The following is a 12,597-nucleotide window of genomic DNA, read 5'->3' as shown; positions in this document are numbered from 1 at the left end:
TACCGGCTGGCACGCGCGGCTGGTTTTCATCATATTTCAGGAGATCGAGCGCGGCGGGATCGAGCCCGAGTTCCTTCATGAGTTTGTATGGTGAAAAGCCATCGTCAAGAAGTGTCTCAGCGAGCCACAGGCGATATGCGTCTGCGGCTCCGTCAAGCCGCGGCAACCGCGCAAATGCCAAGCGTAGATTGGCAAGCGCTTTGTCGCCGCTATCCCAAACGCGAGAGGCAGCGTCGATGTGGCGAAGCGTATTCTTCGTCATGCTGCGCCCGGCCGCGATCGACAACAGAGCAAGAAGCCGCTCGCGATCCTCTTCAAGCGCGAGATGGGGCACCGCATTAGCAGCAAGCGACATCCTGACAAGGAGCGTGCCCGCCCCCAAGAGAAGCCCGGCATCTGTAATATGCGGAGAAGGCGAAATCGTTTTTGCTCGCAGACGCGCTTCGAACCGCTTTGCGACACTGTCGTTTTGAAGCACCTACAATCCTTGGCCTGTAAAAAGCGTGCCAAAGGATAAAGGTTGCGCTAAAAAATACCTAGATCGCTTCGAGATCTCCAAGAAGACGCGCGCGGCCCGCGTTCAAGTACAAAGGCGAAATTCGTCTATCGAGAGAGTATCTCGAGGCTCGCCGCTGTAGTTTACGTTACGCCATCAAATAAAAAGCATATTGGTCGAGATTTCTATGCTCCTCTCCGCCACCACAGCAAAAGCGCTCTTCGCCATCATCATGATCAGCACGCAAGGCCTGGATGCCTTGAAGCCGGAGCCCTCTCTCCGTCATGCGCGGGCTTGACCCGCGCATCCAGGCGCAAGACGATCAGCGTTGATGCTTGGATGCGCGGGTCAATCCCGCACATGACGCGTCATCATTGATGTTAATCGCTGCGGCATCCAGCCCGTGGGCTTCGCTCTCATTCATTCAGCCGCAGGTAAAGATCATCCCATTCCGGATTCCGCTCATGGATCAAGGCCAGCTTCCAGGCGCGCGGCCAATGTTTCAGGTTTTTCTCACGTTGAATGGCGGCTCTAATGTCATCAAAGGCTTCATAATAGACAAGTCGATGAAGGCCATAGCGGCTCGTAAAACCTTCGACTAGCTTTTCGCGATGCTCATAAACCCGTCGAGACAAGTCGCTGGTCACGCCGATGTACAGCGTGCCCTGTTTCTCGTTGCTCATGATGTAGACATAGCCAGACATGATTTAGTGTCTGTGCCTGGATACGCGGGTCAAGCCCGCGTATGACGGTGCATTATCCCGACGGCACCGACGTCGAGGTCCTGAGCTTCTCGCGCAAGACCGGCAGACTGCTCTCGGGCGATCTGTAGGTCTGGCTTGCTTCCCCAAAACGTTCCAATACATTGAATTTAAAGTCTTTTCAGTCGGCAGAATGCTTCCAGTCAATTGGACCCACGCCGCCCCGATGCCCTCCGCCGCAAGACGTGCTATATGGCGCGGATATTGAATGCTGCCCTGTGCCGGGCCCCGATCCCGCAGACACAGGCGCTTAACACGTCATCGAAGAAGGTCTCGTTCCATGGAAAAGGCACGCGTTTTCGTCAGCTTCAAGCCGGCGGACCAGAAATACATGGACATGCTGCTCGAGTGGAACACGGGCGACTATTTCGAGATCGCCTATGAGACGGATCGCTTCAAAGTGCCGTTCCACAGTCCTCAGGGCGCCATTCTCAAAGAAGAGCTCAAGGCCAAGATCAAGTCTGGCACCCATCTGCTCGTGATCGTCGGCAAGGACACCGGCAACAACGATTGGATCAATTGGGAAATCCAGACGGCGTCCGTCACCGGCAAATGCGTGGTCGCCGTGAAGCTCGACAAAAACTGCAAGGCGCCGGCGGCGGCGCTCAATTTCGGCGCGGCCTGGGCCGATACATTCACCTGGGAGCCGATCAGACACATTATCGACAGCCGCGTCGGCGGCCCGGACGAGATCGTCCAAGGCGCCGTGATGGGCGGCATGATGGAAGGGTGATGGAGTAGCTTCCCCGTCGCCGCAACCTTCATCGTCTTTCTAGGGGCAGAACCTAACCATTGCTTCGTCTGAGGACCGTCATTGCGAGCGAAGCGAAGCAATCCAGGGCAACCTTTCAGACAATGGCATGGATTGCTTCGGCATGGATTGCTTCGGAGCAAAGCTCCTCGCAATGACGGCTCGATGATTGAGTCCAGATCCCAGAATACCTTCTTCGAGTTCCCGCATGGCCGCCGATACGTCCGATACTTCCTCGCCCGACAAAGACAAGAAAGACTATCAGGCGCCGAAGGGCGCGTTCCACAAAGTCACCTGGACGGGCGATCACGGCCAGCTGGCCGATATTGATGTGATCTCGGAATGGATCGTCCTTCGCAAGAAGGACAAGCCCGCCGCCGAGATCTTCTATACCTATTACCGTATGGGCGAGGAGAAGGGCCGCCGCCCGATCAGCTTCGTCTTCAACGGCGGCCCCGGCGCGTCCTCGGCCTATCTGCACATCGGCGGGCTCTCGCCGCGCCGCGCGCTTTTCAAGCCGGACGGCAATCTCGAGCCGCCGCCGGTCCAGATCGTCAATAATCCCGAAAGCTGGATCGGGTTCACCGATCTCGTCTTCGTCGATCCGGTCGGCACCGGCTTTTCGCAGATCATCGAGCCGGAGAAAAAGCCGGACGATAAGGAAAAGCCGGATCCCGCGAAGACCGTCGAAGAGAAGGAATTCTTCGCGCTCAACCGGGATCTTGAATCGCTCGGCGAATTCATCGAGCGGTTCCTGTCGAAATATAAATTATGGGACGTGCCCGTCGCGATCATCGGCGAGAGCTATGGCGGCTTCCGCACCGCGAAACTCGCGCGCCGCCTGCAAGAGACCCATGGCATCGGGCTTTCGACGGCGATCGCCATCTCGCCCGCGCTCGAATGGTCGCTCTTGAATGAAAACGATTATGACGTGCTGCGCAGCATGGACTCCTTCTGCACCATGGCGCTGGCCGCGACCTTCCACGGCCGCTCGCGCGTCTTTGCCGCCGCTACGCCGATCGAGACGCAGCGCCGCGAGATCGAATCTTTTGCGACGCGCGAACTCGCGCATTCTTTTCTGGTCGGCACCGCGCATGACCCGGAGGAGCAGCGCCGCGTCTTTACCCGTGCCGCGGATTTCCTGGGCCTGCCCGAAGATCTTGTGAGACTGGCGCATGGCCGCGTGCCCTTCTGGCGCTTCGCGCGCGAACTCCTGAAATCCGAACAGAAGATTTTGGGCGTCTATGACGCGACCATCACCGGCATCGACCCTTTCCCGGATCGCGAAAATCACGAAGGCCCGGACCCGACCTTCGCCGGGATCGACCGTATCTTCGCGAGCGGCATCAATCATGTGCTGCGCGGTGAGATCGGCATCGACTCGGAACGCCGCTACGAGCTTTTGAGTCTCGCCGTCAATCGCGCCTGGAAGCGCGACGAGCAAAGACATGCGCTCGAAGGCCCCGCCGGCGCCACCGACGATCTGCGCTTTGCGATGAGCATGAACCCCAACATGAAAGTGCTCATCGCGCATGGCTATTACGATATGGTCACGCCCTATTTCTCATCCGAGCGGCTTGTCGAACAGATGAAGCTTCTGCCGCAGCAGCGCGAGATGCTTTTCATTCGGCATTTCGGCGGCGGCCACATGTTCTACACATGGGACGAGTCGCGGCGTGCCTTCCGCGATTGGGCGCAGACATTTTATGCGTGAGGCAGCCGCCTACCAGTTTATGGCGAAGCCTGCTCTGCGCCATATCGCATTTTATAAATCAAAATTCATAAATGCGCGGCCAAGCTGAAACCTTCGCCGTAAAGGGGGCGTTTGCCGCGCGTCACATCCTGTGGCCGCACGAACCCAAGGAGTCCCCATGCGGAAAAGCCTGATTTTGGCCTGCTCGGCCGTAATGATCACCCTACCGTCCTTTGCCTTCGCGCAGGAAGGAGCCGGCGGTGCCGGCGTGGGAAATTCGGATTCGAGTGCCGGCGCCAGAGGTAACGTCCATTCGGGCCCGAATGCGATCAACCCGCCGTCCGCCGGACCTTACGAAGGCCGCAGCTCAGTGACCGACCCCACCATGCAGCCGGAAGGTTTGGGCGATCATCCGAGCATCCGCAACGATAAGAGAGGCAATGACAGCGACGACGCGCACTGACGCGCAAGTCTGCATAGGCATCTTCGCCCGAATATTTCAGTATCGGGCCCGCTCAAGACGCAACGGGCACCATGACAGCTAAATTGTCCGTGGCGTCTTGGAGCTTCGTAAGCAGCTACCAGCGCATCACCGCGCTGCCCCAGGCGATCCCGGCGCCGATCGCCATCATCAGCACCACGTCGCCTTCCTTGAGCCGGCCGGCGCGGCTCGCCTCATCGAGCGAAATCGGCAAAGAGGCGGAGGACGTATTGCCGTAGCGATCGAGATTGATCCAGCATTTCTCCATCGGAATGCCGACCTTGCCGAGCACGGATTCGACGATGCGTATATTGGCCTGATGCGAGACGACATGATCGACATCGCCGGCCGTCATGCCATTGGCCTTTAGCGCTTCCTGAAGCGTCTCAGGCAGGACGCTGACCGCATATTTATAGACCTCGCGGCCGCTCATCGCGATCTTGTTCAGCTTTTGCGCAAGGACCTCTTGCGATTGCGGATGTTTGCTGCCGCCGCCCGGAATGGCGAGCAGGCCAGCACTCGTGCCATCCGAATGGAGGTGGACCGAAAGCAATCCGCGATTTGCATCCGGCGTCGGGCCGACCACCATCGCGCCGGCGGCATCGCCAAACAGCACGCATGTATTGCGATCCTCCCAATCGACAAGCCGGCTCAAAAGCTCGGCGCCGATGACGAGAACGCGCTGCGCGCCGCCGCGGATGAATTTATCGGCGATGTTCAATCCATAAAGGGAGCCCGCGCAGGCAGCGGACAGATCGAAAGCGAATGCGCGCTTGGCGCCAAGCTTTGCCTGCACCATGACGGCGCAAGACGGCATCGGCATATCGGGTGAGATCGTGGCGACAATGATCGCATCGAGATCCTCGGGCTTCGTACCGGCCATATCGAGCGCCTGGCGCGCCGCTGCGACCGCCATATCCGAGGTCACCTCGCCTTCCGCCGCGATCCGCCGGGTCTTGATGCCGGTACGCTCCGTGATCCAGGAATCGGAGGTCGCGACCATTTTTTCGAGATCGTGGTTGGTCAAGATGCGCGCCGGCGCATACATGCCGGTGCCGAGGATATGCGAATAGGTCAAATGCACCGCCCTTCCAGCCAGCCCTCGCTGACAGACGGTTAGGCATAAGCCGAAACGGCGCTTTTCGCTAGAGAGACTGACGGCCATCAAAAGAACAGGCCGGACACAAGGTCCGGCCTGACTGAAACATTACGTGAAGAGGTCTTGCTTATCAGGCGCGCCGCTTCATCTGCCGCGGCAAAACGATGTCGGCCTGATCCAGCTCGTAGGACCGCTGCAGGAAGTTGATGGTGTCGCGCGCACCGCGCAGGACTTTGCCTTCGACGCGGGGCCGCACGGCGGCGAGGGTCCAATTGGTTCCGCCTTCGCAATGTTCGCGCGGCTGGATCATCACCTCATGGATGCCCTCGAAACCGGGACACACTTTCAGGGATTGAAGGATGATGGACTGTAGCTCTGTGCTCGATCTTGTTTCACGGGTCATGAGCGCTCCTTGCGGGAAATGGTCATGGCTGAATGAGGGGTCGAGATTCTGAGGATTGACATGATCAACGCGCAGCCCGATGAACGGCCCAGCCGACGAGATAGCCGAGCGCGCCGACGAGCAATAAAGTCTCGATCGGCTGTTTGCCGACTTGGGTTGCAATCTGGCGCGACCCATCCCTATAAGCGCGCTGGCCGATGTCCGCAGCATCGGATAGCGCGTCGGGAAGGCGGTCCACCGCCTCGTTGAAGCCATCCTTAGTACGGCCGTAAATATTTTGCGCAGCGCCGACCACCTGGTCGGCGAGACCCTGGGCCTCGACACCGGGTTTGTCGCCGATCTTGCCGACCAGCTCCTCGCCCTTGCCGACGGCGTTCTTTAGAGTTCCATCTACGCGATTCATATCCATTAGGCTTTTCCTCGCTTTTCTCTGCCACGATCATGGCAAAACTGTCTGACCTTGGTCTAACGTCGAAGTTTGACTTCCGTTCCAGACAAGTTCACCAAAGCGTGATCGAAAACAGCGGATCAGCATGAGCTAACAGTCGAATTTGCGCTCATTTCCCTTGTGCGAACCTGCCACGGTCAAGAAAACGATGCGCAAACGCACTAAAGCGGAAAAATCTTCACGCTTTCGGCTCGGACGAAGCCATTTTTGTGAAAATCCATTTGCCGTTATTTATTGTCTTCCCTATGGCCTCAACCGGCAGGCCATTCCGGCAAGCGCCAGTTGCAGCGACGTCAATAATGCGTCCTTCGAGGGGACCGAATGCTGGTTTTCCATACTTCAAACGCGCGCATAGAAACGCCGGTCGACCTCGCCAAGGACGCTCTGCCGCAAGAGACGTCGTGGATCGACGCACTCAATCCGAGTGAAAAAGAAATCGCCTTTCTCGAGCGCGCGCTCGCGATCCGCGTACCGAGCTACGACCGGCTCGTCGAAATCGAAAGTTCGAGCCGTCTCGCAACCGAAAACGATCATATTTTTCTGAGCCTGCCGCTTGTGATTCGAACCGCAGAAGGCATGCCGCATACGACGCCGGTCGGTTTCGTCGTATCGCGCGATATTCTGCTCACGCTGCATTTCGAAACGCTGAAGGCCTTCGAGACCTGCTCAGTCCGCGCCGCCCATGCGAACGGGGGGGCACAAGACAGCATGGGGCATTTCCTGACCATCGTCGAAAGCATCATCGACCATGTCGCCGATGTTTTGGAACATGTCGGCACCGATCTCGACGATATTTCGTGGCGCATCTTCAGCGAGGACGCTGCGCGCCGGCACGAGCCGCGCAAGGAGGGCGGCAATCTCCGCAACGTGCTGCGCCAAGTTGGCCGCGCCGGCGATCTGACCGCGAAGATCAGCGACAGCCTTCTCGGCATGGGACGCATGATCCCCTATGTCGTTGCCAATGCGTCTGCCTACCTGACGCCTACGGCGAAGCAGCGGCTCGACAGCCTTTCGCGCGACATCACCTCGCTCAACGATTACGAGACGCATCTCACCGACAAGATTCAGCTTCTCGTCGACGCGACGCTCGGTTTCACCAATGTCGAACAGAATAATGTCTTCAGAGTGCTGACGGTCTTTTCCATCATTGGGATACCGCCGACATTCTTTGCCAGCATGTATGGGATGAACTTCAAGACGATGCCCGAATATGACTGGACCTATGGCTATGCTTACGGCCTCGCCGTGATCGCTTTAAGCGCCATCATCCCGGCGGTCTGGTTCAAATGGCGGGGCTGGTGGTGAACCTTGAAATCCCCATCTCATGGGCCTGGACAATGAATTTGGATGAGGTGTAATTTTATCCATGGCAGGCGCTAAACGCGTTCGACTCACGGACCGGCAATTTGGGTTGATTTCCCGCGCGCTCGCGGAACCGCGACGCTACCGGATCCTCAAAGAGATCAGCAACTACGCCGATCCTATGCCTTGCGTCGTCTTGCATAAAGCTCATCGTATCAGCGCCGCGACGCTCTCCCATCACGTCAAGGAATTGGAGATGGCCGGCCTCATCGAGATCGTCCGCGAAGGCAAATTTGCCAATCTCATCCTCCAGCGCGACATTTTGCAGGCCTATTTGAACCGGCTTTCGGAAATCTGATCCCGCAATCTTTTTGATGCCGCACTCGTGCTTTTGCCATTTTCATACTTATCTAGTTCGATAATTGTCGAAATGACAATTACATGAAAATGATGGGATCAGGAGATATCCGATGGGTAAATTGACGGGCAAGGTCGCCGTGGTGACGGGCGCCTCGAAGGGGATCGGCGCGGGCATTGCCAAAGGTCTCGCGGCCGAAGGCGCTTCCGTGGTGGTGAATTACGCATCGAGCAAGGAAGGCGCCGATCGCGTCGTGGCCGAGATCAAAGGCAAAGGCGGCACAGCCGTCGCCGTTCAAGGCGACGTGTCGAAAGCAGCCGATGTGGAGCGGCTGTTTGCGGAAACAAAGAAGAGCTTCGGAGCGCTCGATATTCTCGTCAACAACGCCGGCGTCTATCAAGTGATGCCGCTCGAGACGGTCACCGAGGAAGAGTTCCATCGCGAGTTCAACACGAATGTGCTGGGCCTCATTCTCGCGACGCGTGAGGCGGTGAAATATTTCGGCCCGGAAGGCGGCAGCGTCATCAACATCGGTTCGAACGCGAGCCAGATCAATCCGCCCGGCATGGTCGTCTACACAGCCACGAAGGGCGCGGTCGATGCCATCACGCATGTGCTTGCCAAAGAGCTCGGCCCAAAGAAAATCCGGGTCAATTCCATCAATCCCGGCGGCGTCGAAACCGAAGGGGTTCATGCAATGGGCATTATCGGGACCGATTTCGAAAAATGGATGGTGAACCAGACTCCGCTCGGGCGCCTCGGCCAGCCGGAAGACATCACGCCTGTCGCGGTGTTTTTAGCGTCGCCTGAGTCCGGCTGGATGACCGGTGAACTTCTCTTGGCCTCGGGCGGCATGCGCTAGCTTGCCGCGCATCGCGGTATATAGCTGGGCTGGACAAGACGTCCGGCTTTCGTTATATAAACTAAATACCAATCGCGGCGCGGTGAGCCCTCGGGCCGCATGGTGGAAAGCGTCGCTGTGCGCCAGCTTGCCGTTCGCAGCCCGGCAAAGCAAGGATGCGCACCGCGCCTGATGGGCAGGTTTGAAAGATGAGGGTTTCCTCGGCCCTACTCTTCCATCTGACAGACCTGCCCATCCTCCCTCTTTCAAAGTTCGCGGGAGTGTTTCATGCGGCTTGGCCTGTTCTGTACCTACGAAAATCCAAGCCGGGACCAGCGCACCGCCTTCGCCGATCAGACAAGGCTCGTCGAGCATAGTGAAGCGCTCGGCTTCGACGAGGCCTGGATCGCCGAACATCATTTCAATCCGGATGCGATAAGCCCGGCCTGCCTCAATATCATTGCCTTTCTCGCCGCGAAAACGCGGCACATCAGGCTCGGCTCGGCTGCCGTGCTTTTACCCTATCATCTGCCGCTCAAGATCGCCGAAGAGGTCGCGACGATCGATATTCTGAGCGATGGCCGCTTCGATTTCGGGGTCGGTAAAGGCGGACCTTTTCCACTTCAGAACAAGCATTTCGGCGTCGATCCCGAGGCTGCCCGCGGCAAGCTTGTCGAAGCGCTCAATCTCGTCACGCGGCTTCTCTATGAAAACGACGTGCATTTCGAAGGGCAATTCTATCGCGCCGAGGGCGTGAGCCTGACGCCGAAACCGTTGCAGCAGCCGATCCCGACCTATATGGCCACCTCCACGCGCGAGACGGTGCTGCTCGCCGCGCATCACGGCTATGGCATCATGGCGGGCCCGCCCTTCCCGCTGGCGCAAGTGCGCGAGAGCGTGAAGATCTATCGCGATCTTGCCGGCGCGCGCGATCCGAACCTCGTGCTGATCCGCTTCTATCATGTCGCGCCGACCGAGGCGCAGGCCTTGGACGAAGCCCGTGCGCTTTTGCATAATTTTGCCGAGCGGATGCAGGTGACGGTCGCCAAACTGCAACCGGCCTGGGCCACATGGTTCGATGTCGAGCGGTTGATCGCCGATTCGCTCATCGGCACGCCGGATACGATCGCGGCGAAAGCGCTGCAGATCGGCCGGGACTTGGCGCCCCGCAGCCTCATCTTGAAGCAGATCGGCCCGGACATGGCCAAACGCGCTCAAGATCTGAGCCTGTTCGTCCATCAGATCCGGCCAGGCCTCAAGGCAGCATGATCCCGAAAAGTTGCAGACTTTTCGGATAAAGATCATGCGTTGAAATAAGACTTTACAGTCGATTCAGAAGAGCCTGTAGATCAGGCGCGCGGCGCAGCGGCGCGGCGCGACGTGCGGCGCTCGACGACCACGGTCCGGCCAACGCCCGCCCGGCCGGATGGCGTCACGATCTGCTGCGACACGGTCCGCATCGGCGCCATGGTCTTCATGACTTCGGCGCGCACCTCATCGACCGGCAGATCCATGAGCGATGCCGCGAGTTCAATCTGCTCGTGCAGTTGATCGGTCAGACCCTGAGCAGCCGCCATGGCTTCCTGCAAGGTCGGCGGATCATGCCGAACCCTGCGACCGCCATATTTCGTGTTCCAAGTCGCGCTCATGACCCGTCCAAGCAATTAACTGTCCATATGAGATAGAGCGCTTTTATTGCGGTGCAATAAATTTAATGCCGCACATCTAATTCAATCGGGTCATGTGTTATTTCTATCAAAGGCCCATGAATGGTGGCCTTTTGCTGCGTCAATCCGTTGTTTTGAGGGCTTTTGCTTATTCGAGGCAGGTCTTTGCGAAGGCTTGGAAGGCGCGGGCGCGATGTGAAAGCGCTTCCGATCCGTCCACCGGAATCGAATGTTTTTCCACAGCCCACATTTCGCCGAAGGTCTTGTCGTGGCCATTTGGCAGAAAGACCGGGTCATAGCCAAAGCCCAATCCGCCGCGCGGCGGAAAGACGAGAGTTCCGAAGACCTTGCCTTCGAAGCTCAGGGTCTTGCCGTCGGGCCAGGCGAGCGAAATCGCCGACACGAAATGCGCATGGAAGGGCGGCGTCGCACCTCTGTCAGCGATTTCCTTTTCGAGCTTCTGCATGGCAAATGCAAAGTCCCGCGACTCACCCGCGTAGCGCGCCGAATAAATCCCGGGCGCGCCGTCCAAGGCATCGACGCAAAGGCCCGAATCATCGGCGATCGCCGGCAGGCCCGAGCCTTTCGCCGAAGCGAGCGCCTTCAATTCGGCATTGGCGATGAAAGTTAAGCCGGTTTCTTCGGGTTCGGGAAGCCCGAGATCGCCCGCCGACACGGCGTCGATACCGTAAGGCTTCAAAAGCGTGGCGATCTCCCAGAGCTTGCCGGGATTATGCGTCGCGATGACGAGCTTGCCCTCGATCAATCGCGGCATTGAATAGACACTCTCTGCACCGCGTCATGGCCGGGCTCGTCCCGGCCATCCACGCCGAGACATCGCTGTGACCATTGCATGGATGGAGCAACCTCTCCGCGTGGATGCCCGTGACAAGCACGGGCATGACGCCGCCGCTGGTTTTCGATGACCTTCAAGCAATCACGCTTTTCTGCAGATCGACGAGCCGCGCGATTCCGGTCTTCGCGAGATCCATCATCGCGTGCAATTCCGTCTCGCTGAACACGGCGGCCTCGGCCGTCGCCTGGATTTCGACGAGCGAACCGCCACCCGTCATGACGAAATTGGCGTCGGTTTCGGCCGCGCTGTCTTCCTCATAATCGAGATCGAGGATCGCCGCGCCTTGCGAAATCCCGCAGGAGATCGCCGCCACATGGTCGCGCAAGGGGTGTTCCTTGATGATCGAACGCCCATGCATCCATTTCAAGCAATCGTGCAAGGCGACCCAGGCGCCGGTGATCGCCGCCGTGCGCGTGCCGCCGTCGGCCTGCAGCACATCGCAATCGAGCGTGATCTGACGTTCGCCCAGTGCTTGAAGATTGGTGACGGCGCGCAGACTGCGCCCGATCAGACGCTGGATCTCCTGCGTGCGCCCGGACTGCTTGCCCGAGGTCGATTCGCGCCGCGTCCGCGTGTGGGTGGCGCGCGGCAGCATGGAATATTCCGCCGTCACCCAGCCGCGACCCTGGCCGCGCAGCCATTGCGGCGGCTTGTCTTCGAGCGAAGCCGTGCAAAGCACATGCGTGCCGCCGAATTTCACAAGGCACGAGCCTTCGGCATAACGCGCGACCGCGCGTTCGAGCGTGACCGCTCGCAGTTCATCGACAGCTCGTTTGGAAGGACGCATGGGGATCTCGGGAAAAACGACTGCCGCTTGTAGGAGTTTGATGCGTTTCGCGCAACTGGTCCGGAATATCCTCCGAACGTCCTTGGCCCGAGACATAAAAATGTTTTAGCCTCGCGGAGTACGAAAGACACGCGAGGACTTCATGATGCGGCGCATTTTCTTACCGATGATTTTGGGTGGTCTCGTGGCGACCGCGGCGCTCGCGGCCGACAAGCCGACGCGCGTCTGGAACCTGACGTCGCAAACCATCACCAATCTGCAATTGGCGCCGGCTGGAACCACGAATTTCGGCGAGAACCAATGTTTGAACGACAAGGACAAAGAGGTCGAGCACGACGAGCGCGTGAGAGTCACCAATGTGGAGACGGGCTCTTATGACGTCAAAGTCGGTTATGAGGATGGCCGCACCTGCCTTGTCAAAGGTGTCGCTGTCGAGGTGGGCAAGGTCTTCTCGATCGAGGACAAGGACCTGACGGGCTGCAAGAAGTGAAGAATGGCGAAGCACGCCCTCGCCCTTCGAGACGCCGCTAACGCGGCTCCTCAGGGTGAGGGCTAAGACGCGCCAAAAAGACCCTCATGCTGAGGAGGCTGCCATGGGGCGTTGCGAAGCGACACCCGTCGCAAGCAACGGGCTATGGCGGCCGTCTCAAAGCA

Annotated in this window: 15 protein-coding genes; 8 read left to right on the top strand and 7 right to left on the bottom strand. The window is 58.7% G+C overall.

The features are described from left to right. Positions 1–912 precede the first annotated feature (912 nt). Positions 913–1,200 (bottom strand): GIY-YIG nuclease family protein, encoded by a 288-nt coding sequence (locus A3OQ_RS0106040; protein ID WP_020174474.1) that lies wholly within the window; start codon positions 1,198–1,200, stop codon positions 913–915. 337 nt (positions 1,201–1,537) lie between these two features. Here A3OQ_RS0106040 and A3OQ_RS0106030 point away from each other — a divergent pair, with 337 nt between their 5' ends. From A3OQ_RS0106030 to A3OQ_RS0106020, 3 genes are all read left to right on the top strand, one after another. Then, positions 1,538–1,990, top strand: coding sequence for a TIR domain-containing protein (locus A3OQ_RS0106030; protein WP_020174473.1), 453 nt, complete (start codon positions 1,538–1,540; stop codon positions 1,988–1,990). 226 nt (positions 1,991–2,216) lie between these two features. Next, positions 2,217–3,722 (top strand): S10 family peptidase, encoded by a 1,506-nt coding sequence (locus A3OQ_RS21450; RefSeq protein WP_020174472.1) that lies wholly within the window; start codon positions 2,217–2,219, stop codon positions 3,720–3,722. 157 nt (positions 3,723–3,879) lie between these two features. Further along, a complete protein-coding gene (locus tag A3OQ_RS0106020) occupies positions 3,880–4,164 on the top strand; it encodes a hypothetical protein (protein WP_020174471.1) in 285 nt (94 codons plus the stop codon). A 115-nt stretch (positions 4,165–4,279) separates the two neighbouring features. Here the strand turns inward: A3OQ_RS0106020 and A3OQ_RS0106015 are convergent, their stop codons facing one another. The 3 genes from A3OQ_RS0106015 to A3OQ_RS21445 form a co-directional block, all read right to left on the bottom strand. Further along, complete coding sequence (locus A3OQ_RS0106015; protein WP_020174470.1) at positions 4,280–5,266, bottom strand: beta-ketoacyl-ACP synthase 3; 987 nt, start codon at positions 5,264–5,266, stop codon at positions 4,280–4,282. Between the two features lie 145 nt (positions 5,267–5,411). After that, complete coding sequence (locus tag A3OQ_RS0106010) at positions 5,412–5,684, bottom strand: hypothetical protein (protein WP_152428332.1); 273 nt, start codon at positions 5,682–5,684, stop codon at positions 5,412–5,414. A gap of 64 nt (positions 5,685–5,748) precedes the next feature. Beyond that, a complete protein-coding gene (locus A3OQ_RS21445; RefSeq protein WP_020174468.1) occupies positions 5,749–6,093 on the bottom strand; it encodes a CsbD family protein in 345 nt (114 codons plus the stop codon). Positions 6,094–6,453: 360 nt separating this feature from the next. Between A3OQ_RS21445 and A3OQ_RS0106000 the strand changes: the two genes are divergently transcribed. From A3OQ_RS0106000 to A3OQ_RS0105985, 4 genes are all read left to right on the top strand, one after another. Then, the gene (locus A3OQ_RS0106000) at positions 6,454–7,437 is read left to right on the top strand and encodes a magnesium transporter CorA family protein (protein ID WP_020174467.1); all 984 of its coding nucleotides are present in this window, start codon (positions 6,454–6,456) and stop codon (positions 7,435–7,437) included. Between the two features lie 61 nt (positions 7,438–7,498). Beyond that, entirely contained in the window at positions 7,499–7,792 is a 294-nt protein-coding gene (locus A3OQ_RS0105995) for a winged helix-turn-helix domain-containing protein (protein ID WP_020174466.1), read from the top strand. Positions 7,793–7,904: 112 nt separating this feature from the next. Next, a complete protein-coding gene (locus tag A3OQ_RS0105990) occupies positions 7,905–8,654 on the top strand; it encodes an SDR family NAD(P)-dependent oxidoreductase (RefSeq protein ID WP_020174465.1) in 750 nt (249 codons plus the stop codon). Positions 8,655–8,921: 267 nt separating this feature from the next. Further along, on the top strand, positions 8,922–9,902 hold the full coding sequence (locus A3OQ_RS0105985; protein ID WP_020174464.1) for an LLM class flavin-dependent oxidoreductase: 981 nt from the start codon (positions 8,922–8,924) through the stop codon (positions 9,900–9,902). 80 nt (positions 9,903–9,982) lie between these two features. Here A3OQ_RS0105985 and A3OQ_RS0105980 read toward each other — a convergent pair whose 3' ends face one another. The 3 genes from A3OQ_RS0105980 to rph form a co-directional block, all read right to left on the bottom strand. Next, positions 9,983–10,282, bottom strand: a complete 300-nt coding sequence (locus tag A3OQ_RS0105980; protein ID WP_020174463.1) for a hypothetical protein — start codon at positions 10,280–10,282, stop codon at positions 9,983–9,985. 166 nt (positions 10,283–10,448) lie between these two features. Next, positions 10,449–11,075 (bottom strand): RdgB/HAM1 family non-canonical purine NTP pyrophosphatase, encoded by a 627-nt coding sequence (rdgB, locus tag A3OQ_RS0105975; protein WP_020174462.1) that lies wholly within the window; start codon positions 11,073–11,075, stop codon positions 10,449–10,451. 154 nt (positions 11,076–11,229) lie between these two features. After that, the gene (rph, locus tag A3OQ_RS0105970) at positions 11,230–11,943 is read right to left on the bottom strand and encodes a ribonuclease PH (protein WP_020174461.1); all 714 of its coding nucleotides are present in this window, start codon (positions 11,941–11,943) and stop codon (positions 11,230–11,232) included. A 142-nt stretch (positions 11,944–12,085) separates the two neighbouring features. On the opposite strand from rph, the gene A3OQ_RS0105965 reads away from it, so the two are divergent. Continuing rightward, a complete protein-coding gene (locus A3OQ_RS0105965; RefSeq protein ID WP_020174460.1) occupies positions 12,086–12,433 on the top strand; it encodes a hypothetical protein in 348 nt (115 codons plus the stop codon). Positions 12,434–12,597: the final 164 nt, after the last annotated feature.

The sequence above is a fragment of the Methyloferula stellata AR4 genome (assembly GCF_000385335.1).
Classification (GTDB): Bacteria; Pseudomonadota; Alphaproteobacteria; order Rhizobiales; family Beijerinckiaceae; genus Methyloferula; species Methyloferula stellata.
The sequence above is the reverse complement of the archived record's forward strand: the minus strand, read 5'-3'. Positions and strand labels throughout refer to the sequence as shown.

What these genes read in the sequence shown, in the direction of transcription:
- A3OQ_RS0106040 (WP_020174474.1), bottom strand. Translation starts at nt 1,200, where the DNA reads ATGTCTGGCTATGTCTACATCATGAGCAACGAGAAACAGGGCACGCTG.
- A3OQ_RS0106030 (WP_020174473.1), top strand. Translation starts at nt 1,538, where the DNA reads ATGGAAAAGGCACGCGTTTTCGTCAGCTTCAAGCCGGCGGACCAGAAA.
- A3OQ_RS21450 (WP_020174472.1), top strand. Translation starts at nt 2,217, where the DNA reads ATGGCCGCCGATACGTCCGATACTTCCTCGCCCGACAAAGACAAGAAA.
- A3OQ_RS0106020 (WP_020174471.1), top strand. Translation starts at nt 3,880, where the DNA reads ATGCGGAAAAGCCTGATTTTGGCCTGCTCGGCCGTAATGATCACCCTA.
- A3OQ_RS0106010 (WP_152428332.1), bottom strand. Translation starts at nt 5,684, where the DNA reads ATGACCCGTGAAACAAGATCGAGCACAGAGCTACAGTCCATCATCCTT.
- A3OQ_RS21445 (WP_020174468.1), bottom strand. Translation starts at nt 6,093, where the DNA reads ATGGATATGAATCGCGTAGATGGAACTCTAAAGAACGCCGTCGGCAAG.
- A3OQ_RS0106000 (WP_020174467.1), top strand. Translation starts at nt 6,454, where the DNA reads ATGCTGGTTTTCCATACTTCAAACGCGCGCATAGAAACGCCGGTCGAC.
- A3OQ_RS0105995 (WP_020174466.1), top strand. Translation starts at nt 7,499, where the DNA reads ATGGCAGGCGCTAAACGCGTTCGACTCACGGACCGGCAATTTGGGTTG.
- A3OQ_RS0105990 (WP_020174465.1), top strand. Translation starts at nt 7,905, where the DNA reads ATGGGTAAATTGACGGGCAAGGTCGCCGTGGTGACGGGCGCCTCGAAG.
- A3OQ_RS0105985 (WP_020174464.1), top strand. Translation starts at nt 8,922, where the DNA reads ATGCGGCTTGGCCTGTTCTGTACCTACGAAAATCCAAGCCGGGACCAG.
- A3OQ_RS0105980 (WP_020174463.1), bottom strand. Translation starts at nt 10,282, where the DNA reads ATGAGCGCGACTTGGAACACGAAATATGGCGGTCGCAGGGTTCGGCAT.
- rdgB (WP_020174462.1), bottom strand. Translation starts at nt 11,075, where the DNA reads ATGCCGCGATTGATCGAGGGCAAGCTCGTCATCGCGACGCATAATCCC.
- rph (WP_020174461.1), bottom strand. Translation starts at nt 11,943, where the DNA reads ATGCGTCCTTCCAAACGAGCTGTCGATGAACTGCGAGCGGTCACGCTC.
- A3OQ_RS0105965 (WP_020174460.1), top strand. Translation starts at nt 12,086, where the DNA reads ATGATGCGGCGCATTTTCTTACCGATGATTTTGGGTGGTCTCGTGGCG.